The 19,956-nt window shown below is 69.4% G+C and carries 21 protein-coding genes; 8 read left to right on the top strand and 13 right to left on the bottom strand.

All coding sequences use genetic code 11. The features are described from left to right. Positions 1 to 125: 125 nt before the first annotated feature. The 3 genes from RF637_RS05995 (at position 126) to RF637_RS05985 (ending at position 3,431) form a co-directional block, all read left to right on the top strand. On the top strand, positions 126 to 905 hold the full coding sequence (locus RF637_RS05995; RefSeq protein ID WP_368835562.1) for a DUF6318 family protein: 780 nt from the start codon (positions 126 to 128) through the stop codon (positions 903 to 905). Positions 906 to 1,036: 131 nt separating this feature from the next. Further along, positions 1,037 to 2,008: a hypothetical protein gene (locus RF637_RS05990; RefSeq protein WP_368835563.1), complete on the top strand. Its 972-nt coding sequence runs from the start codon at positions 1,037 to 1,039 to the stop codon at positions 2,006 to 2,008. Positions 2,009 to 2,222: 214 nt separating this feature from the next. Further along, on the top strand, positions 2,223 to 3,431 hold the full coding sequence (locus RF637_RS05985) for an ADP-ribosylglycohydrolase family protein (protein ID WP_368835564.1): 1,209 nt from the start codon (positions 2,223 to 2,225) through the stop codon (positions 3,429 to 3,431). A gap of 28 nt (positions 3,432 to 3,459) precedes the next feature. On the opposite strand, the gene RF637_RS05980 is transcribed toward RF637_RS05985, so the two are convergent. The 8 genes from RF637_RS05980 to clpS form a co-directional block, all read right to left on the bottom strand. Then, the gene (locus RF637_RS05980) at positions 3,460 to 4,041 is read right to left on the bottom strand and encodes a 3'-5' exonuclease (RefSeq protein ID WP_368835565.1); all 582 of its coding nucleotides are present in this window, start codon (positions 4,039 to 4,041) and stop codon (positions 3,460 to 3,462) included. 39 nt (positions 4,042 to 4,080) lie between these two features. Continuing rightward, entirely contained in the window at positions 4,081 to 4,941 is an 861-nt protein-coding gene (locus tag RF637_RS05975; RefSeq protein WP_144930731.1) for a phosphotransferase family protein, read from the bottom strand. A gap of 3 nt (positions 4,942 to 4,944) precedes the next feature. Continuing rightward, positions 4,945 to 5,646 (bottom strand): RdgB/HAM1 family non-canonical purine NTP pyrophosphatase, encoded by a 702-nt coding sequence (gene rdgB, locus RF637_RS05970; RefSeq protein WP_098054742.1) that lies wholly within the window; start codon positions 5,644 to 5,646, stop codon positions 4,945 to 4,947. After that, positions 5,636 to 6,445, bottom strand: coding sequence for a ribonuclease PH (rph, locus tag RF637_RS05965; protein WP_085106331.1), 810 nt, complete (start codon positions 6,443 to 6,445; stop codon positions 5,636 to 5,638). Before rph ends, rdgB begins: the two co-directional genes overlap by 11 nt. 10 nt (positions 6,446 to 6,455) lie before the next feature. Beyond that, positions 6,456 to 7,295 (bottom strand): MBL fold metallo-hydrolase, encoded by an 840-nt coding sequence (locus RF637_RS05960; RefSeq protein WP_064845704.1) that lies wholly within the window; start codon positions 7,293 to 7,295, stop codon positions 6,456 to 6,458. Positions 7,296 to 7,320: 25 nt separating this feature from the next. Next, on the bottom strand, positions 7,321 to 8,211 hold the full coding sequence (murI, locus tag RF637_RS05955; RefSeq protein WP_098054744.1) for a glutamate racemase: 891 nt from the start codon (positions 8,209 to 8,211) through the stop codon (positions 7,321 to 7,323). Positions 8,212 to 8,279: 68 nt separating this feature from the next. Further along, positions 8,280 to 8,855 (bottom strand): DUF2017 domain-containing protein, encoded by a 576-nt coding sequence (locus RF637_RS05950; protein WP_085106333.1) that lies wholly within the window; start codon positions 8,853 to 8,855, stop codon positions 8,280 to 8,282. Continuing rightward, the gene (gene clpS / locus RF637_RS05945; protein ID WP_183085797.1) at positions 8,855 to 9,157 is read right to left on the bottom strand and encodes an ATP-dependent Clp protease adapter ClpS; all 303 of its coding nucleotides are present in this window, start codon (positions 9,155 to 9,157) and stop codon (positions 8,855 to 8,857) included. Before clpS ends, RF637_RS05950 begins: the two co-directional genes overlap by 1 nt. 112 nt (positions 9,158 to 9,269) lie before the next feature. On the opposite strand from clpS, the gene RF637_RS05940 reads away from it, so the two are divergent. Beyond that, positions 9,270 to 10,610 carry a nicotinate phosphoribosyltransferase gene (locus RF637_RS05940; RefSeq protein ID WP_144998125.1) on the top strand — a complete coding sequence of 447 codons (1,341 nt, stop codon included), beginning with the start codon at positions 9,270 to 9,272 and terminating at the stop codon, positions 10,608 to 10,610. Between the two features lie 14 nt (positions 10,611 to 10,624). Further along, complete coding sequence (locus tag RF637_RS05935; protein ID WP_368844381.1) at positions 10,625 to 11,242, top strand: isochorismatase family protein; 618 nt, start codon at positions 10,625 to 10,627, stop codon at positions 11,240 to 11,242. 79 nt (positions 11,243 to 11,321) lie between these two features. On the opposite strand, the gene RF637_RS05930 is transcribed toward RF637_RS05935, so the two are convergent. Beyond that, positions 11,322 to 13,109: a DEAD/DEAH box helicase gene (locus RF637_RS05930; protein ID WP_167318356.1), complete on the bottom strand. Its 1,788-nt coding sequence runs from the start codon at positions 13,107 to 13,109 to the stop codon at positions 11,322 to 11,324. Between RF637_RS05930 and RF637_RS05925 the strand changes: the two genes are divergently transcribed. Further along, a complete protein-coding gene (locus tag RF637_RS05925) occupies positions 13,110 to 13,289 on the top strand; it encodes a hypothetical protein (RefSeq protein ID WP_121544245.1) in 180 nt (59 codons plus the stop codon). A gap of 58 nt (positions 13,290 to 13,347) precedes the next feature. Here the strand turns inward: RF637_RS05925 and RF637_RS05920 are convergent, their stop codons facing one another. The 4 genes from RF637_RS05920 to RF637_RS05905 all read right to left on the bottom strand — a co-directional run bounded on the left by RF637_RS05920 (position 13,348) and on the right by RF637_RS05905 (position 17,597). Further along, positions 13,348 to 13,698 (bottom strand): DUF3039 domain-containing protein, encoded by a 351-nt coding sequence (locus RF637_RS05920; protein ID WP_186368835.1) that lies wholly within the window; start codon positions 13,696 to 13,698, stop codon positions 13,348 to 13,350. A gap of 24 nt (positions 13,699 to 13,722) precedes the next feature. Then, entirely contained in the window at positions 13,723 to 15,468 is a 1,746-nt protein-coding gene (locus RF637_RS05915) for a hypothetical protein (protein ID WP_368844380.1), read from the bottom strand. After that, positions 15,450 to 16,451 (bottom strand): ABC transporter ATP-binding protein, encoded by a 1,002-nt coding sequence (locus RF637_RS05910; protein WP_368844379.1) that lies wholly within the window; start codon positions 16,449 to 16,451, stop codon positions 15,450 to 15,452. Before RF637_RS05910 ends, RF637_RS05915 begins: the two co-directional genes overlap by 19 nt. A 186-nt stretch (positions 16,452 to 16,637) precedes the next feature. After that, a complete protein-coding gene (locus tag RF637_RS05905; RefSeq protein ID WP_368844378.1) occupies positions 16,638 to 17,597 on the bottom strand; it encodes a co-chaperone YbbN in 960 nt (319 codons plus the stop codon). Between the two features lie 150 nt (positions 17,598 to 17,747). Here RF637_RS05905 and RF637_RS05900 point away from each other — a divergent pair, with 150 nt between their 5' ends. Together RF637_RS05900 and nucS are read left to right on the top strand one after the other, a co-directional pair. Next, positions 17,748 to 18,929: an AI-2E family transporter gene (locus RF637_RS05900; RefSeq protein ID WP_368844377.1), complete on the top strand. Its 1,182-nt coding sequence runs from the start codon at positions 17,748 to 17,750 to the stop codon at positions 18,927 to 18,929. Between the two features lie 199 nt (positions 18,930 to 19,128). Further along, positions 19,129 to 19,824: an endonuclease NucS gene (gene nucS, locus RF637_RS05895; RefSeq protein WP_064845713.1), complete on the top strand. Its 696-nt coding sequence runs from the start codon at positions 19,129 to 19,131 to the stop codon at positions 19,822 to 19,824. Positions 19,825 to 19,956 lie beyond the last annotated feature (132 nt).

Genomic DNA, 19,956 nt, shown 5'->3' with positions numbered 1-19,956 from the left:
CATGCGCATGTTCTTCGTCGTCCACAAGCTACGGCCCAGCCATGGCCCGCGCCGTCTTGCGCCTCTATGCTCTGGGGGATGTCTGGTACGTCACACAACGGTGTGGCACGAGGGGGTTCACCGGGATGCATTCACCACGACTGATCGCCACGGCCGGCCGGGGAACGACCCTCGCCCTGCTCGCAGCGCTGCTACTCACCGGGTGCGGTAACGGCTCGCCCGGAGCGGGTGGGGGTGACAGCGCCGCGCCCACGGGAGTCACTTCCGCGGGGACGACGGCGCAGCCCACGTCCCCCGCGCCGGACGCCTCCCCCGCATCCCCGACGACGCCGCAGAGCGGGTCCCCGAGCGGGTCCGACAGCGCATTGCCCGATGACTGGCGTCCGGAGGAACCCACGGTGCTGGCCACGGGCCAGCAGGTCCCGGAGGATTACGAACCCGCCACGCTGGAGCATCCGGCCCGCAATGTTCCCAAGCCCGTGATGCCCGCGGAGGCCAGGGACGAAACCGAGGCCGGCGCGCAGGCGTTCCTGAACTACCGCGCCGATGCCCAGTGGTACTCGATCCAGACCGGGGACACCTCGCTGATTCGGGAAGTCACCTCGACGGATTGCGAGAAGTGCACCGAGCAATACGACGCGTATGAGGCCATGTACGCCAAGGGGAATTGGGCAGCGGGTGGATTCGAAGTGCCCACGATCGTACCCGGCTCCTTCAGTCAGCGGCCTGACGGAGGCTACAACCTTCCCGTCGACGTCAAGAGCTCGGGATCCGTGGCCTTCGTCGACCAAGCCATCCCGAGACGACAACTACCGTTCGCAGAAAAAGATGCGTTCGATTGCTACATCTACCGCGACGGGGATCGCTGGATGTACCTCACCGGATCACCACGAGGCTCCCTGTGAAATGGTCATCGTCCCTGAGGGTGTTTGTCATGCCCCTTGTAATTCTTGGATTCGCAGGTTTACTACCTCAGTCCGCTTCCGCCGATGACGGTGGCGTTCCGGATTTCGGAATCTCTTCCAAGGAAAGTCAGATGTCAACGAATGCCCATGCGCACGGGGCAACAATCAATGTCATTCTGAAAAGTCGAAGCAATTCATCTGCCATGTCGAGGGCTGAGGTCAATGAGCGCAACGGAGGCACTACCTCGAACGCGACCCGCCAAGCTGCGGCGTGGGATCCGGATACCGATCCTGCGTTCCAGAAGGCGCTGCGTGACCGGCTCATGTCCAACGAGGATTCAATCTTCTTCAACGCCCGCCTGATGGACACCGCCAAGAACAAAACCGTCTACGGCCTCCAAGACCCCTGCACCGACCAACGTGGGGCAGCACTCACACGGTGCCGTACCACCCAAGAATGCACCGACGACACCGGGGCCGCCGGTGTGAACATGGACATCGTCATTGGCGGGGCCAATGACAGGACCCGCGCCGCGCGCGGTACCCAACTGTGCGTCAGCAACACCCAAGCCGATCAAGCCAGCGACGACGGGTACGTGCCGCTGCCGGTGTTCACCCTCCAGGACTTCCAACAACTGGCCGTCGCCCCCGCCGCCAGTCATGTCCAACCCGCCCCGGACACCTTGAAGAACATGCACACCAATGTTTATGCGCAGGCCCAACCCCAGACCTTCACCACGACCCTGGGCGGATACCCCGTCCAAGTACGGGCCTACCCCGTCCAATACACCTGGTATTACGGGGACGGCACCACCCTGGGCCCCACACCCCTGACCGGGGCACCCCTACCCGACGGTGCGTGGGATGAGCCCACCGACACCTCCCACGTCTACACGACCACCGGGGACTTCACCGTGACCCTGACAACCTCGTTCTACGGGGAATACAACATCGCCGACACCGGCTGGCAACCGGTCGCCGGCTACAACCAAGTCACCTCACCCCCGGTCGCGTTGAGTGTGTGGCGGGCCACCGTGCACAACGTCGCCGATGACTGCCACACCAACCCCACCGGCATCGGCTGCCCCGGCACCGACAAATAGCCGAGCCCAGGGAGGGTCGCGCCCCCACGCTCTCGAGGCCGGACATGCCCGTTAGCCCTCACAATCTCCTGAGGCACCCGGCCGACTTAATCCGTCCCGTACCCGAGGCGCCCCCAGCCCGGGCAGGCTCCCATGCCGCCCGGGCCTCTTGAACGGCCCATGCCCGAGCTGCGTCACCCCGCACGCTCCATTGCCGCCCTCATAGACTGATCCCATGACCTCACCGCGCACGCCCGAACTGTTGGAACAAGACCGCGGTCTGGACGCGGCGTCGTCGTGGTATCCGTCGCTCGTGAGGAGCGTGTTCCTCTCGCCGTGGCGCGCGACCGCGGCCGAACGACCCGGCGAGGGAACCCAGCTCCTCGCGCGCACCGCGGGGGCGCTGAACGAGGTGGCCCACTGGGCGAATGACGGTCAGGCCGCGGATCCCACGGCGTGCGCGTGGCTCGCGTACTTGCGCTGGGCCATGCGCAACGGCGCCAAGCTCCCCGGCGACGCACCGCACCCGCCCGACGACGACCTGGACCACGACTACCCCCTCCTCACCGCACCGGGTGAGCACGCCGGGGACGGTTTCACCGCCCTGTCCACGGGCCGCCTGGGCGAGGTCACTCGTCCGGTCCTGCCACTCGCGGACAGCGCCGAGATCCTGGCCCGCACGCTGCCCTATGGACTGGTGCCCCACATCGGGTGGAAGTCGCTCGTGGCCCTCGCCGTGGACTCGGCCGCGATCACCCACGGCAGCGCCGAGGCACAGACCGCGGCTGTTGGTGCGGCCCTGACCGTTCACGCGGCGGGCCGTGCGCGGGGCAGTGGGGCCTCACTGCAGGACGTGGTCGAGGAAACCGGCCGAGTGGTCGCACTCATGACCCGGCCCGCGCCCCTCACCCGGGAGCTGCTCGACCTGTGCGCGGACCGATCCGCCCGGGACTCCCTGTTCGATGGGATGACGGAACCCGCGGGAGCGTTCACGCGGGCCGTGGGGGACGGAACCGCGGCGTCGTCGGCCCTGGCACTGGGGCTCGCGGCGGTGCTGTGCGCCGAGGATACGCCGCACGCGGACAACTCGGGGGACGACGTCGCTCAGCGGGCTCTCTCGCTGCTGTCCGGTCACCCGGCGGCGAACGACGCGGCACGTACCGTCGCGGTCAGTGTTGCTGCCGCGCGCTGGGGGCTCGGCGACGCCACACACGGCGAGGACATCGGGGAGAGCGGCAACGGCGCGCCCGGCGGCAACGGCGCCGCCGGCGACGACCGCATGGCCCGGCAGGACGCCGTGGCCGACGACAACAGCCGCACCACAAAAACGGACAGCGGCACGGACACATCCGGCACGGATCCCTCCGGAACCCGCGGGGCGACCCGCCGTGAACTGCTCGCCCTGGCCGATCGCTGGCTCGCCCTGTGGCGGCCGCACGCCTGAGAATCACCCCGATCGGAGGCGCGTCGCGTCACAGGGTCGCGCGCTGCAGCCTGACCCCGTAGTGCGCCGTGAGTTCGGCCATGCTGCGCGCCCCACTGCGGCGCGCGAGATCGAGCACGATCCCGGCGCACGCGAGGGAGTCACTGAGCGCATTGTGGTGCTCCACGACCTCCGCCCCCGCCGCACGGGACGCCGACGGCAAAGCGTAGGAACGCAGCGTGTAGGCCGCACGGGCCAAGCGAAGAGTGCACGCGTAGTCCCAGTTCCGAGCGGTTCCGCCGCACGCCCGGTTCGCCGCCTTGATCACGCCGGTGTCGAAGACGGCATTGTGTGCCACCAGAACCGAATCCGGATCCCCCGGGCTGATGTTCTCGCACATCCAGTCCCACAGCAGGTCGAACGTGGGCGCGTGGGCGACGTCCGCGGGCCGGATGCCGTGGATCCGGACGTTGCCGGGCTCGAACCCGTCGTGACCGAGCGGCGGACGGATGAGTGAGTACCGGGTGTCCACCACCTGGCCGTCCCGGACCCGTACCACCCCCAGGGCGCACGCGGACGCAGGGCTGCGATTGGCGGTCTCGAAATCTATGGCGGTGAAACTGACGGGCACCCGATCAGGGTAGGCAACGCCTCCGACATGGCATGTCGCTCACACGGAGGCCATGGCTCGGGTCTCGTACCACGCGTCCGCCTTCTCCACGGCCTGGCGGATCTGGGCGGTGTCGAGCTCATGGTGCAGCGCGTATGCCACGGCCTGCAGAGGGAAGATCCGGGAGTGCAACCGCGCGCGCAGATAGTTCTCCTCGTCCGTGGCCTGGCGCACGCTGGACCATCCGAACCAGAGTCCCAGGGACGCGACGTCGTACGCGGGATCGCTCATGCTCGCGTGGTCCCAGTCGATCACGCCCACCAGGTGATCGTCCTGCCACAGCATGTTGGAGCCCATGAGGTCCCCGTGCACGAGCCGCGGCGGGACGTTGTCCAGGGCCACGAGGTCCTCGATCGCATTCATGGCGCGGTCCCGGTTCCGCGGGAGCAGCAGCGGCAGCACCTGGTCCAGCAGGACGTGGCGACGGCGGTGACCGCCCCAGTGCTGACCGGGCCGGTCCAGCCACGGTTCCGCCGCGCGCGCGTCCGCATTATGTATCTGCTCGAGGACCCTGCGCAGCTCCCGCGGGTCCGCGTGCCCCGGCGGGCGGGGGCTGCCCGGGATCCAGGTCATCCCCACCGCGGTGTACCGCCCGTCCTGCAGCACGGGGGTCAGGGGGCGCGGCACGGCGAAGTCGAACTCCGGTAGCCGCGACAGCGCACGGGTACGCCTGCGCACGTTCTCCCCCGAGGTCGGGTTCTTGGCGATCCGCACGCTCATCACGTGCCCCGCGTTGACCACGATGTGCGCGGACCCGCCGGCGTGCAGCTCCCACTCGGAGCGATCCACGCGCACCCTGGCCTCCGCCAACACAGCCTCGACAGCCGGAGCAAAAGGTAGGTGTCCGCACGCGAAAGTCATGGGTCAGTCCTCTGGCTCCGGTTCCAGGGGGGACGCCACTGTGGCTTCCGGCCCGTCCTGCCGCGCGGTCCCACTCGAACCCGTGAGCAGCTGCAACAAGTGCGGCAACACGGCGGCCATGGCCTGCGCACGATGGCTGATCCTGTTTTTGTGCTCTGGGCTCAACTGCGCGCAGCTGAGGCCGTCCTGGCCGTCCGGGGCGAAGATCGGGTCGTAGCCGAACCCGTTCTCCCCCGCGGGTTCGCGCAGAATGTTCCCGGGCAGCTCACCCGTGACCACGTGCTCGGCGCCGTCTGGTGCGACGACCGCGGCGGCGCACAGGAAGGAGCCGCGGCGGTTTTCGGGGGCGATGTCCCCGAGCTGGGCGAGCAGCAGCTGGAGGTTGGCGGCGTCGTCGCCGTGGACCCCGCTCCACCGCGCGGAGAAGATGCCCGGGGCGCCGCCCATGACGTCCACGCTGAGTCCCGAGTCGTCCGCGAGCGCGATGAGTCCCGTCTCCGCGGCGGCAGTGCGCGCTTTGAGCAGCGCGTTCTCCTGGAACGTCACGCCCGTCTCGACGACGTCGCTCAGCCCGGCCGTGCGCGCGTCCACCACGATCCCGGGATCCGTCAGCCCCGCGTCGCGGAGCATGGCCTGCAGCTCGCGCACCTTGCCCGCGTTCTGTGTCGCGAGCACCACGCGGGCACCGCGTACGTCATCGGCCACGGGTGGCCTCCAGGGTCTCCCGCTGGATCTCGGCCAGCTGGGCGCACCCGGCCACGGCGAGGTCGAGCAGCACGTCCAGTTCGGCGCGCTTGAACGGTGCGCCCTCGGCCGTGCCCTGGACCTCCACGAAGTCCCCCGAGCCGGTCACGACGACGTTCATGTCGGTTTCCGCGCGCACGTCCTCCACGTACGGCAGGTCCAGCATGGGAACACCGTCGATGATCCCCACGGACACGGCCGAGACCGTGTCGATGAGGGGGTTGACCCGCGGCTTGAGGATGCCGTTGTCGTGGGCCCAGCGGATGGCCTCGGCGAGCGCGACGTACGCGCCGGTGATGGACGCGGTGCGCGTACCGCCGTCGGCCTGCAGGACGTCGCAGTCGAGGACCACGGTGTTCTCCCCGAGGGCCTTGAGGTCGATGATCGAACGCAGGGAGCGGCCGATCAGACGCGAGATCTCATGGGTACGGCCACCGACCTTGCCCTTGACCGATTCGCGGGCCGAGCGCGTGGAGGTAGCGCGCGGGAGCATGGCGTACTCCGCGGTGACCCAACCCCGGCCCTCACCCTTGAGCCAGCGGGGAACGCCTTCCGTGAGGGACGCGGTGCACAGCACACGGGTGCCGCCGAATTCGATCAGGGCGGAACCCTCGGCCTGTTCGGACCAACCGCGGGTGATGGTGATGGGCCGCAGTTCGTCGACGGCGCGCCCGTCCGCTCGTACCAGCCCCGATGCGGCGGAGCCACCCTCGCCCGTGGAATTCTCGGTGGATCGTGCCGGCTCGGTAGGCGAAGTCATGGGTTTCAGCCTAGTCCCCGGTCACCGCGCTTGCCAATGCAGTGAACGACTGGTCGGTCGGCCCGGCGACGTCGTAACTCGTGGCCACGCGGGCCACCGTGACCGGGCCGGAGAACGCTCCGACGGCCTCCGCCGTGGCCGTGTCCACCGAGTTCCACACGGGCAGGTGGGTCAGCAGCAACCGACGCACACCCGCGGCGGTCGCGGTCTCTCCCGCGCGCTTGCCCGTGAGGTGGATCCCGCGCAGATGGTCCTCGCGGCCCTCCTGGTAGGCGGCCTCACACAGGAACACGTCCGCGTCTCGGGCCGCTGCCACGAGCTCGTCGCACACGTCGGTGTCCCCCGAATACGTGAGGACTTCCGTGCCCTGGGCCCCGCGGTACTCGACGCGCAGCGCATAGGGCTCGGGGCACGGGTGGTTCACTGGGTGGGGTGTGACCGTGAACGGACCCACGGTCACGGGCTGGTTGGCCTGCCACACGTGGAAGTCGAACTCGGTGTCCATCGAATGCTCGGGCGGCAACAGGTGCAGCTGGTTGAGGTAGCCGTGCAGCATGGACGGACCGTAGATCGGGATGCGACCGCCCTGCCATCCGCGGGGATCCCACTTCACGGCCACGTGCAGACCGCCCACGTCCACGCAATGGTCCGGGTGCAGGTGGGAGAGCATGATCGCGTCGATCTCGTGCAGGTCGATGTGGCGCTGCAGGACACCCAGGGCACCGTTGCCCATGTCCAGCACGATGCGCCACGTGCGCCCGTGCGCGTCTTCGCCGGAGAGCAGGTAGCACGAGGCGGGGGCATCGGGCCCGGGAAAACTTCCTGTGTTACCGATCACTGTGAGGATCATGGGTGATCGCCTTTCTGGTGCCGACTCAGCGCTGAGCCGCGTGGATCGTGGCGAGGGAACCGGTGGGGTACTGCTCCGCGACGGACGCCGTGTGCCGGACGCGGACCACTTCGGGGCCCAGGAACCGTTGGGCGAGGACCTCGAAGCTCACGGGGTCCCCCGTGGCCAGGAATTCGTGGTGGGGAGCGAGCTCGGGATCCCGCTCGAGGTGGTTGTCCAACAGGCAGCGGTAGACGTCCCGCGAGGCCTCTTCCGAGGACGAGACCAGGTTCACGCTCTCGCCCATGACGTAAGAGATCACCGCCGTGAGCAGCGGGTAGTGCGTGCACCCGAGCACCAGGGTGTCTACGCTCGCGTCCTTGAGGGGCTGGAGGTAGTGCTGGGCGGTGCGCAACAGATCGGGCCCCGTGGTGACGCCGCGCTCCACATACTCCACGAATTCGGGGCACGCCACGGACGTGATTTCGAGCTGGGGTGCGGCCGCGAACGTGTCGTCGTACGCGCGCGAGCCGATTGTCGCCTCGGTGCCAATCACCCCCACCCGACCGGAGCGCGTGGTGGCCACCGCGCGGCGCACCGCGGGCTGGATGACCTCGGTCACGGGGATGTTGTAACCGCGCGTGTAACGCTCGCGCGCATCCCGCAGCACTGCGGCGGACGCGGTGTTGCACGCGATCACGAGCAGCTTGACCCCGGAATCTACGAGGTCGTCCATGATGCGCAGGGCGTTGGAACGCACTTCGGCGATCGGCAGGGGCCCGTAGGGGCCGTGCGCGGTGTCACCGACGTAGAGGATCTCCTCGTTGGGCAGCTGGTCGATGATCGCCCGCGCCACCGTGAGCCCGCCCACACCCGAATCGAACACGCCGATGGGCGAGTTGGGATTGGGACCGGTGGGACGTTCGTGCACCTGCATACCGGAAAACTGTAGTGCTTTTCGCGCGCGCCCTCGCGCATGAGACGTGTGACCTTGGCGATCCCCGGTCACCGGGGCGGCAGGGTCTTCAGCAGCGCGTTCATGAGGGTCTCCTGAAGCCAGGAGACGAAGTTGTAGACCACACCCATGTACTGCTCCACGTCCTCGGCCCGGCCGAAGTCGGTCAGCTCGGCCACGCGCTCGGCGGCCTCGGTCGAGTCGATGTTCAGCCGGGAGGCCAGCACCAGGCGGACGTCGTTGAGGGAGCGCGCGAAGTCCTGTGCCTGCGCCAGGCTCAGCACCACGGGCTGGGATTCCAGGGCCAGGGAGGACGCACGCAACGCCGCGGTCTTGCGTTCGCGCAGCGAGCGGTCCGTGAGTCGCCGGAACTCCGCGGCCTGTTCCGGGTCCGACGACGCCGCGGGCAGCAGCCTGCGCACCGCCGGGTCCGTGGGTTCGGCCACCTCCTCGTCCCAGCCGACCAGCGCCTCGAGCGGGTCGTCGTTGCGAGCCGGTCCGTCCTCGCGCGCTGCGGGCGCCAGGGTCTCCCCCACGTCCGAGAACAGTTTCTGCAACAACCGCACCTCGGGGGCTTCGAACCGACCGACGATGCCCTTGCGCGTGCGTTTGAACCCGTGCGCCATCAGTGCTCCCCCGCCTTCTCGTACGTGGCCCACAGGCCGTAGCCGTGCAGCGAGCTCACGTGCGTCTCCGCCTCCTCGAGGGTTCCCGTGAACACGATCGAGCGGCCCCGGTTGTGCACCTCGAGCATGAGTGTGCGGGCCTTGGCGTCGGAGTAGCCGAAGTGGGTGCGGAACACGTAGACCACGTAGCTCATGAGGTTCACTGGATCGTCCCACACCACCACGTTCCACGGCACGTTCATGGCCGTGACCGCCTGCTCCTCCCGTTCGAGCACGGGGGACTCCGCCGGCGCGGAGCTCATCAGGACGGCCGGGATCCGGGCGGGGACGGCGCGGTGCGTAGTGAACATCGCCTCCATGGTAGTCACGGGGACACGGATGTGCGCACGACGGACGGCCCACTAGGCTGGCCACGTGAACGAGCACACCTATTCCTGGCACCCGCAGCCCACGTCCTTGCTGACGGACCACTACGAGCTCACCATGTTGCAGGCCGCGCTCCGGGCAGGCACCGCGTCCCGCCGCAGCGTGTTCGAGGTCTTCGCCCGCAGACTCCCCAACGGCCGCCGCTACGGGGTGTTCGCCGGGATGGGCCGGGTGCTCGAGGGGCTCGAGCAGTTCCGATTCACCGACGAGCAGCTGCGGTTCCTGCGGGACACCGCCGTGGTGGACGCCCAGACCGTGGCGTACCTGGAGAACTTCCGTTTCACCGGCCAGATCCGCGGCTACGCCGAGGGCGAGACGTACTTCCCCCACTCGCCGCTGCTGAGCGTGGAGTCCTCGTTCGCCGAGGCGTGCGTCCTGGAGACCTACATCCTCTCCGTCCTGAACTTCGATTCCGCCGTGGCCTCGGCGGCCTCCCGCATGGTGGGTGCCGCGGGAGAGCGCCCGTGCATCGAGATGGGATCGCGCCGCGCCCACGAGCAGGCGGCCGTGGCCGCGGCCCGCGCCGCCGTGGTCGCGGGCTTCGACTCGACCTCCAACCTCGAGGCCGGTTTCCGCTACGGGGTCAAGACCGTGGGCACCGCGGCCCACTCATTCACCCTGCTGCACGACTCCGAGGAGCAGGCGTTCCGCGCCCAACTGGACGCGCTGGGTGTGTCCACGACCCTTCTGGTCGACACGTACGACGTCGAACGGGCCGTCACGCTCGCCGTCGAGATCGCGGGCAAGGACCTCGGGGGCGTACGCCTGGACTCCGGCGACCTCGTGACGCAGGCCACGTCCGTGCGCGCGCTGCTCGACAAGCTCGGCAACTCCAACACCCGGATCACGGTCACCAGCGACCTGGACGAGTACGCGATCGCCGCCCTGCGCGCCGCTCCCGTGGACGCATACGGCGTGGGCACGCGCCTCGTCACGGGCTCGGGTGCCCCCACGTCGTCGATGGTCTACAAGCTCGTCTCGCGCGAGGGCGCCTCGGGTGCCATGGAACCCGTGGCCAAGGCGTCCTCCGGCAAGAAGTCGGTGGGCGGCGAGAAGTACGCGCTGCGCCGTCGTGATCCCAAGGGCGTGGCCACACACGAGATCGTGGGCGTGTCACACATGCCCGAGGACGACGGCGATGACCGCCCCCTGCTCGTGGACTACGTCACCGGCGGCGAGCTGCACGACGGCTACACGGGCCCCGAGGCCGTAACCCGTGCCCGGCAGCGCCACGTCGATTCCGTGGCCGAACTGCCCCGCGCGGCGCGCCGACTCTCCGAGGGCGAGCCCGTGATCCCCACCGTGATCGAACCCGGAACCGCACACTGACCAGGGAGGTAGCCATGCGCACTGCATTGCTGATCGTGGACATCCAGAACGACTTCTGCGAGGGCGGCAGCCTGGCCGTCGAAGGCGGGGCGGCGGTCGCCGCGCAGGTCTCCGAGTACCTCGAGGACCACCACGGCGACTACGTTGCCGTGGCCGCGACCCAGGACTGGCATGTTGACCCCGGGGAGCACTTCAGCGACACCCCCGACTTCGTCACGAGCTGGCCCGTGCACTGCGTCGCGGAGACCACCGGCGCTGACACGCACCCCGATCTCGACACCGAGTACGTCACGGAGTACTTCCGTAAGGGCGCATACGACGCCGCCTACTCCGGTTTCGAGGGCCTGTCCGCCCCGGACGTGGACGTCCCCATGGGGGAACCGGAGGAGGACTCCGGCGAAGAACGCGTGAGCCTGGACGACTGGCTGCAGGAACGCGGCGTCGAGGCCGTGGACGTCGTCGGTCTCGCGCTGGACCACTGCGTGCTGGCCACCGCCAAGGACGCCGTGGAGGCCGGCTACGAGACCCGGGTGCTGCTGCCGCTCACCGCGCCCGTGGCAGCCGAGTCCGGTGAGCGGGCGGTCGAGGAACTCGAGGCCGCGGGCGCGGAGGTCGTGACCGACCTGGACTGAACGCCCGCCGCGCCGCCGTGCGGGCCGCGACGCTGCGTCGCTTGGCCGCGTCGCCGCGTCGGCCACTACGCGGCGTCGGCTACTTCCGGCCGATGAACCAGCGCTGCAACAGGGCGATCCGTGCGGTCAGCTGGTCCTCGGAGGCCTGGGCCACGGCCGGGCCTCCGCACTTGGTGCGCAATTCGTTGTGGATCACCCCGTGCGGTGTTCCGGTGCGCGCGGACCACGCGGAGACGTTCTTGGACAGCTGCGAGCGCAGGTCCTTCAGGCGGCGGTGATCCGGCACCGCGGGGGTCTGGGGTGCGTCATGGCCGCTCCGACCGTTGCGCTGGGCCGAGCGCGATTGCCGCTCCCGCAGCAGGGCCGAGACCTGGTCCGCGTCGAGCAACCCGGGGATCCCCAGGTATTCGGCTTCCTCCTCGGAACCAACCGCCGCGCCACCGCCGAAGGCGCCGCCATCGAAGAGCACACCGTGGAAGGACGCGTCCGAGTCCAGGGCCTGGAAGTTGCCCTGGGCCAGGGACGACGACGCCTTGTCCTCGCGGTTGGCCTCATCCAGCAGGTCGTCGTCCCAGCCCGTTTCCATGGGCTGGTCGAAGTCCACGACCCCCGGCATGTTCTTGGGCTTGTCCAACGCGTGGTCCCGCTCCTCCTCCATGGAGTTGGCGAGCGCCATGAGCGTGGGCACCGAGGGCAGGAACACGGACGCGGTCTCCCCGCGCTTGCGGGCGCGCACGAAGCGACCCACCGCCTGGGCGAAGAACAGCGGCGTGGAGGTGGACGTGGCGTACACGCCCACGGCCAACCGGGGCACGTCCACGCCCTCGGAGACCATGCGCACCGCGATCATCCAGCGCTTGTCGGATTCGGAGAACTCGTCGATCTTGTTGGACGCGGTCTTGTCGTCCGAGAGCACCACGGTGGGCCGCTCCCCCGTGATGGCGTGCAACTGTTCGGCGTAGGCCTTGGCGTCCTGGTGGTCCGTGGCGATCACGAGCGCCCCGGCGTCCGGGACGGTGCGCCGCACCTGCGTGAGCCGCTGATCGGCGGCGCGCAGCACGGACGGGATCCACTGCCCGTGCGGGTCCAGGGCGGTACGCCACGCGTGGGACGTGATGTCCTTGGTGAACCCCTCCCCGAGCTGGGCGGCCATCTCCTCACCGGCCGAGGTCCGCCAGCGCATCTGACCCGAGTAGGCCATGAAGATCACGGGACGCACCACGTGATCGTGCAGGGCGTCCGCGTACCCGTACGTGTAATCGGCCGTGGACCGGCGGATCCCGTCCCCGTCCTCCTCGTAGCTCACGAACGGGATGGGCGAGGTGTCCGAGCGGAACGGTGTACCCGTAAGGGCGAGCCGGCGGGTCGCGGGTTCGAAGGCCTCGCGCAGCCCGTCGCCCCAGGACAGGGAGTCACCGGCGTGGTGGATCTCGTCCATGATCACGAGCGTGCGCCCGGCCTCGGTGCGCGCGCGATGCAGCAGCGGCTTGTTGGCCACCTGTGCGTACGTCACGGCCGCGCCCATGTAGCCGCGGCCGTGCTGGCCGTCCGCGTTCTTGAAGTTGGGGTCGATCGCGAGTCCCACGCGCGCCGCGGCGTCGGCCCACTGGCGCTTGAGGTGTTCCGTGGGGGTCACCACGGTCACGCGCTGAACGGTCCCCGCGTCATGCAGCTTCTTGGCCACGGTCAACGCGAAGGTCGTCTTACCCGCACCAGGGGTCGCCACGGCCATGAAATCACGCGGTTGGGCTTGTTCGTAGCGGTGGATCGCCTCCGCCTGCCACGCGCGCAACTTGGGCGCGGTCCCCCACGCCGCCCGGTCCGGATAGGCCGGCGGGAGATCCGCCGCGGCTCCGAAAAGGGACATTTGATCGCTGTCAGACACGTGGTGCTCGTCCTCTCCGCGCGCTCGTTGGCGCGCATCCACTCCGGTCCCGTCACACGGATCGGGGGTCTCGCTCGCGCGGACGACGACGCTCGGATCGCCGTCGTACGAGGCACGGACGACGACGCCCGCGCGACCCTGCACGGCAAAGGCGCCCGCTGAGCGCGGGCGCCGCCGGTGGTCCCGCCCGGCGCGGGACCTCACGAGAAGGGAAGGGTGGTCAGTTCTCGGGCTCGTCCTTGCCGGGACGCAGGCCCTGGTAGATCTCCTTGCACTCCGGGCACACGGGGAACTTCTGGGGATCCCGACCCGGGGTCCACACCTTGCCGCACAGGGCGATCACGGGTTCGCCGGACAGTGCCGACTCCATGATCTTCTCCTTCCGGACGTAGTGCGCGAACCGCTCGTGATCACCGGGTTCCTGCAGCTGCCGGGTGTCCTCGCGCTCGATCGTGGAGGTGCCACCCACGGTCTCGGGCTTCGTGCCGAACAGACCGTTGCTGATCACCCGGGAGGAGCGCACGGAAGGACCCGTGAATTCCTGGGCTTCGGTGATTTCCATGTCCCCCACTCTACCCCGCGCACCGGGCCCGGCTCACCGGTAGGCGGCCACCTCCTGGAGCAGTTCGGGCCCGCGCGCGTCCAGCCACTTACCGCCCGAACGCACGCCGATCCACAACACCACGAAGCCTTCCACGAGGCCCACCGCGAGCGCGAGCCAGCACCACACGGCGGCTCCCGTGACGAGGTACACGATCAGCAGGATCCCGGCCGGGAACGCGAGCAGGGCCATCAGACCCATGATCACGAATTGCACCACCAGGTTGAGGATCGTGAACCCCTGGGGTGTCTTCATGGGGGACGCGCCCGGGGGCGGCGTGGGATACGTGTACCGGGCCGAGACGATCGAGACCACGCCGGCGCCACCGAGCAGGATCCCCACGCACACGCCCACCACGGCGGGCAGGGCGTCCCAGCGCTGCACGCCCGCGAGCCAGAGCACGATCGAGAGCAGCACCAGCGGCACGGCCACGATCAGCAGGGCCACCACGCGCCCCAGCCGATCCGCACGCCCGGAGACCGGCGCCAGCACGTGAAGGCTGAACGCGGTGTTGTCGTAGGAGACGTCCGCGGAGATCGCGTACGCCATGAGCAGCGACACGAACAGGGGCAGCGCCCACAGACTGAACCCCGACTCACCCGCGATGAACCAGGAGACCGCCCCGATCGCGGGGATCATGAGCAGCGACGCCGAGTAGCGCGGGTCCTTGAGCCAGTACGTGAGACACCGTGCGGCCACCGCACCCCATTGGTTCGCCGGGAACCGGTCGAACAGACCGACGCCCTCCTGCGGGCGGGACGTCCCCCGGGCGGCTCCGCCGGCGGCGTCGCCGAGGGCGCGGCGCAGACCCGCACGCGAGGCGACCACGAGCAGGAGCAGCGTGACCAAGGAGATCGCCACCCGGGCGAGGGCCGCGAGCCAGTGACCCGACGCGACGTCGCCGGGGACCGCCCAGATCGCACCGAGGGGGGTCCACGCGAGAACCCCCGCCCATGTGGGCAGCAGCTGCCACACCTGGCCCAGGCCGGTCGCAAACAAGGAGATGAGGGGCCCCAGCAGCACAACGAGAACCAGCACGACCATGGAGATGATCTCGTTCGCGCGCCGCCCCTTCGCGAAGTTCGCGCCCAGGGCCGTAACGCAGCGCGAACCGACGAACGCGAGCAGGGCGCCGATGATCGCGCACGGAATTGCCGCAATGAGCGCCACCGTGGAACCGCGCCACGAGAACAGCCAGCCGAGCAGGGCGATCACGGTCAGCACCCCCGGGATCCCGACGACCGCGCCTGCCACCTGGCCGGCCACCAGACCCGTGGTGCTCAGGGGGAACAGGGCGAGCCGGGAAGGGTCCAGCGTGGAGTCGGCCTTGGACGAGACCAGCGGTACGAGCCACCAGCCCACGAGCAGCAGGGAACCCAGCAGGACCGACGCGACCACCACGGTCTCGAGGGATTCACCCCCGAGCGCGATCAACGCGGTCAGCGCCATCCCCAGGAGGAACAGTGCGTAGAGGCCACCCAGAATCGTGCCCACCAGGATCCACGTGCTGCGGGTCAGGGTGTTGATGAGCACGCGCCATTTCAGCCCGGCCAACCGCCGGGCCTCCTCGAACGCCCCGATGCTGCGCGTGACGGGTTCACCCCCGCCGTGCGAGGGGCGCACGGAGGCGGGAACGGCGGCGTCGGGCGCGACGTCCTGTGCGGGGCCTTCTGCGAATGCGGTGTCGAGGTGGTCGGGAGCCGCGGCGTCGCGCGGGTCGTTCACTCGGGACGCAGCCACTGCAACCCCTCCCCCGCTTCGGTGCGTCCGCCCACCAAGGACACGAACCGGTCCTCGAGGGACATGCCGACGCACACCTCGTTCATGGTCCCCTGCGCGAGGACACGGCCTTGGTCCATCACGGCCACGTGATCGCACATGCGCTGCACAAGGTCCATCACGTGGCTCGAGACCACCACGGTGCCGCCCGAATTCGTGTACTGGTGCAGCAGCGATCGGATGTTCGCGGCGGAGACCGGGTCCACCGACTCGAACGGCTCGTCCAGCACGAGCAGGCTCGGTGCGTGGATCATGGCCGCGGCCAGGGCGATCTTCTTCGTCATACCCGCGGAGTAGTCCTGCACCTGGCGCCCCGCTGCGTCCTGCAGGTCCATGGCCACGATGAGGTCCTCGGTCCGCTGCGCGACGAGCTCGCGGTCCATCCCGCGCAGCAGACCCGAGTAGGTCACGAGCTGGCGTCCCGTGAGCCGGTCGAACAGGTGGGCGCCGTCGGGCAGCACACCCATGCGTCGCTTGGCGGTCACGGGATCACGCCACACGTCCACGAGCTCGTCGCGGCTTCCCCCGCCCACGAGCACCGAGCCCGCGGAAGGGCGCAGCAATCCCGTGGCCATGGACAGCGTGGTCGTCTTGCCAGCGCCGTTGCGCCCTACGAGGCCGTAGAAGGAGCCCCGCGGCACCGTGAGGTTCACATGATCCGCGGCGGGTCGGCCGGACTGGCCGTAGAACTTGGTGAGGTCCCGCACGGTGAGCGCGGGCGTCCCCGTGCCGGAGTGCAGCGCGGGGTCTCGGGGCGCGTACTGCGTGGTGGCATGGGGCGCCGCATACCGCTGGGCGGCCCCAGGGGGTGCCGCATACTCAGAGGGCGCCGCGTGCCGGGGTGCTCCCTGCTGCTCTGTCGAGGGGTCGTTCGCCACGGGTCCCCCGGCGCCGGGGGCGGGCTCGCGGCGCGGGGTCGTGGGTCCGTTCACTGGGCTACTCATGTCACCAATGTACTGAGTGACCCGCGTGGCATGGCGGATTCACCGGACCTCATCACTGTCGACCCGAGGATCCCGCCAACCCTTCACCGGGGCCTTGCGCCGACGCCCGTCCGGGGCCGCGCGTCGGCGCAAGGCCCACCGCCCGTACCGGTCGACTTCAGCCGCAGCCCGGACATCAGCGGCAGCCTAAAAGAGCGCCCGCATCAACTGGGCGCGCGCGGCCACCACGCGGGTATCCTCCGCGCCGACGACGTCGAAGAAGTCCACGAGACGCGCCCGCGCGGCATCCTTGTCGTCCCCGGCCGTGGTGCGCACGAGGTTGAGCAGGCGCCGGAACGCGTCCTCCACGTGCCCACCGGAGAGGTCCAGGTCCGCGACGTCCAGAGCGGCCTGCACGTTCGTGGGATCAGCGGCCGCGGCTTCCCGCACGGCGGTCGCGTCCATCGCGCTCACGCGCTGCAAGAGGTGCACCTGAGCGAGTGCGAGCTTGGCGTCGTGGTCACCCGGGTTCTCCGCGAGCGCCTTGTTGTAACTGGCCTCCGCGCCGGCCAGGTCCCCGGCCTCGAGTTTGTCCAGGGCCTCCTGGTGCAGCGGGGGCAGGGGTTTGGGCTCGTTCGCCGCGACCGGTTCGGCCGTCCCCGTGACGCCGTTTTGCTGCGCGAGGCTTACGAGCTCGGTCAGCAGCTCACGCAACTGCTGTTCCGAGACCGTGGAGTTCACGAGCGGCACCACGCGCCCACCGAGCAATGCGAGCACGGTGGGAACGGTCTGCGCCTGGAACGCCTGCGCGATCTGCGGTTCCGCAGCGGCGTCCACGGTCCCCAGCATGAGCCGACCCCGGAACTCGTCCACGACCCGCCCGACCACGTCCACGAACGTCTCCGACTCCGGGCTCTGGGGCGCGTGCAGCACCACGACCACAGGGTACGTCGCGGACGCCTCGGCGTAGCGCTGGAAGTTGGCGGTGGTCAGCTCCACGCGGTAGCTACCGACGCCCGCGGACGCCGCCGCGGCGTCGTCGTTCGGGGCACCCGTCCGGGCACCGCCCGACGCGCCGAGATCCACGGCACCGCGCACGGACGCAGGAACCGCTTGCTCGTCCCGTGGGGGCTGCTGGTCCGGGGTGGAACGGGGGAATTCGCTCATGGGAACCTCCTTCGACGGCGAGTCCGCGACATGGGACGCGGACTCGATCGTGCGCCCTGTTCCCGGGCGCACGGACGGGTGTCTTTTGCTCCCATTATGTGCACCGGGAACGCTGGAAGTCCCGGCGGCCCGGCGTTGTACGCTTCCGGCGTGAGCACATCCCCAGGAGCGCAGGGTCGGCCCCCCGCGCGTTTCCGTCCGACCCGCCACCGCTTCGAGGTGCCGCCCGAACCCGCTGCGGGTGGAGAGCCCGTGCGGCGTGCGCCGTGGGACCACCCCGTGAACACGCGGACGCATCCCATCCAGACGGGCTTCCTGCTCACCGTGGGCGTGGGGATCGCGCTGCTGGGCTACTACTTGCTGACCAACGTGGGCGGACTCGTGGGGTGGATCGTCACGGCCGCGTTCATCTGTCTGGGGATGGATCCCCTGGTCCGCCGGCTCGAGACCAAGGGGTTGCCCCGCGCGGTGGCCGCCGGGGTGGTGATCCTGGCCCTGGCCCTGGTGATCACCGCGTTCATCATGGTCGTGGTCCCCCGCATGATCGAGCAGGCCCAGCAACTCGTGGCCCGCGCCCCCGAGCTCGTGACCGAGTTCATGAACTCCGAGTTGTTCCAGGGCCTGGACGACCGCTTCGACATCGCCGCGTCCGTGCAACACACCACCGGGGCCTTCCAGGAACGCCTCGCCACGGACGAGAACCTGCTGGGCGGGATGTTCGGTTCGGTCGTGAGCGTGAGCGGCGTGGTGATCAATGCAGTGACCGGGACGCTCATCGTCATGGCGCTGAGCCTGTACTTCCTCTTCTCGCTGCCCACGATCAAGGCCTGGTGCTATCGCCTGGCCCCCGCGAGCAAGCGCGCCCGGGTCAAGCACCTGGGCGACCAGATGACCAAGGGCGTGGGCAACTACGTCATGGGTCAGGCGTGCGTGGCACTGCTCAACGCGCTCGTCGCGTTCATCCTCATGAACGTCACGGGGGTCCCCTACGCCACACTGCTGGTCCTGTTCGTCGCGCTGCTCGCGTTCGTCCCCCTGGTGGGTGGCGTGCTCGCCGGCATCCTCGTGACGCTCATGGCCACGCTCGGCGGGTGGGACACCGCGATCCCGTTTGCCTTGTGCTACTTCGCGTACCTCCAGCTCGAGGCCTACGTGGTCTCGCCCAGGATCATGGCCCGCGCGGTGGCCGTTCCCGGCGCGGTCGCGGTGATCGCGGTGGCCGCCGGCGGTGCGCTGTGGGGCATCCTCGGTGCACTCATCGCCATCCCCACCGCGGCCGCGGGACTGCTGCTGGTGCGCGAGGTCTTCGTCCCGCGCCAGGACGCGCGCTGACGGCGGCGACGCCGCTGTACCCCGCCGCGCCGCGTCGTCGCCCGTGCAGGTGGGGGCGCGTCGTCGTCCGAGCAGGCAGGTGCGGGCCGTCGTCCGCGGCGGCAGCTCCGTGCCGTTGCCGCCCATGCCGACGCGCGGCGTCGTCGCCGGTGCACAAGAGCGCGTGAGCCGGGGGCAGCCGGACCGCTAGGCTGTCCTGGTGCGTTTAGTGATTGCAGACTGCTCGGTCCGGTACGAAGGGCGCTTGAACGCGCACCTGCCCCTGGCTCGTCGGCTCATTATGCTCAAGGCGGACGGCTCGGTGCTGATCCACTCCGACGGCGGATCCTACAAACCGCTGAATTGGATGAGCCCGCCCGCCACGATGCACGTGCGCGAACCGTCCGACGAGCTTGCCGCGGACGGTGTGAGCGAGGTGTGGGAGGTCCAGGCGGGCAAGTCCGACGACCGGCTGATCATCCACATCATGACCGTCCACTCCCAGCTCACCCACGACCTCGGCACGGACCCCGGATTGGTCAAGGACGGTGTGGAGGCCGATCTGCAGCGGTTGCTCGCGGAGCAGATCACCCTGCTCGGGGACGGGTTCTCCCTGGTGCGTCGCGAGTACCCCACGAGCATCGGCCCCGTGGACATCCTCGCGCGGGACGCCGGCGGGGCCACGGTGGCCGTGGAACTCAAGCGCCGCGGTGACATCGACGGCGTGGAGCAGCTGACCCGCTACCTCGAACTGCTCAACCGCGATCCTCTGTTGAGCCCCGTGCGAGGTGTCTACGCGGCCCAGCAGATCAAACCGCAGGCCCGTGTCCTCGCGCGCGACCGCGGCATCGAGTGCCTGACCCTGGACTACGACGAGATGCGCGGCAACGTGGACACCCAGTCCCGCCTCTTCTGATCAGCCCCCTATGTCGGAATCCGTCTACGGATAGCGTGGGAGGAAACCGGTCATATTCTCGGACCTCGTAGTAAATCACCTGATGCCGATTGACCCTGGGGCGGCAGTATGTGATGCTTGAGGTGTTCTCGC

This window comes from Kocuria sp. CPCC 204721 (assembly GCF_040980945.1).
Lineage (GTDB): Bacteria > Actinomycetota > Actinomycetes > Actinomycetales > Micrococcaceae > Kocuria > Kocuria marina.
Note: the sequence above shows the minus strand (reverse complement) of the source record. Positions and strands in the feature narration are given on the sequence as shown.

Bases quoted from the DNA above. Each gene is read 5' to 3' on its own strand.
- RF637_RS05995 (WP_368835562.1), top strand. From the start codon at position 126: ATGCATTCACCACGACTGATCGCCACGGCCGGCCGGGGAACGACCCTC.
- RF637_RS05990 (WP_368835563.1), top strand. From the start codon at position 1,037: ATGTCAACGAATGCCCATGCGCACGGGGCAACAATCAATGTCATTCTG.
- RF637_RS05985 (WP_368835564.1), top strand. From the start codon at position 2,223: ATGACCTCACCGCGCACGCCCGAACTGTTGGAACAAGACCGCGGTCTG.
- RF637_RS05975 (WP_144930731.1), bottom strand. From the start codon at position 4,941: ATGACTTTCGCGTGCGGACACCTACCTTTTGCTCCGGCTGTCGAGGCT.
- rph (WP_085106331.1), bottom strand. From the start codon at position 6,445: ATGACTTCGCCTACCGAGCCGGCACGATCCACCGAGAATTCCACGGGC.
- RF637_RS05960 (WP_064845704.1), bottom strand. From the start codon at position 7,295: ATGATCCTCACAGTGATCGGTAACACAGGAAGTTTTCCCGGGCCCGAT.
- murI (WP_098054744.1), bottom strand. From the start codon at position 8,211: ATGCAGGTGCACGAACGTCCCACCGGTCCCAATCCCAACTCGCCCATC.
- RF637_RS05950 (WP_085106333.1), bottom strand. From the start codon at position 8,855: ATGGCGCACGGGTTCAAACGCACGCGCAAGGGCATCGTCGGTCGGTTC.
- clpS (WP_183085797.1), bottom strand. From the start codon at position 9,157: ATGAGCTCCGCGCCGGCGGAGTCCCCCGTGCTCGAACGGGAGGAGCAG.
- RF637_RS05935 (WP_368844381.1), top strand. From the start codon at position 10,625: ATGCGCACTGCATTGCTGATCGTGGACATCCAGAACGACTTCTGCGAG.
- RF637_RS05930 (WP_167318356.1), bottom strand. From the start codon at position 13,109: ATGTCCCTTTTCGGAGCCGCGGCGGATCTCCCGCCGGCCTATCCGGAC.
- RF637_RS05910 (WP_368844379.1), bottom strand. From the start codon at position 16,451: ATGAGTAGCCCAGTGAACGGACCCACGACCCCGCGCCGCGAGCCCGCC.
- RF637_RS05905 (WP_368844378.1), bottom strand. From the start codon at position 17,597: ATGAGCGAATTCCCCCGTTCCACCCCGGACCAGCAGCCCCCACGGGAC.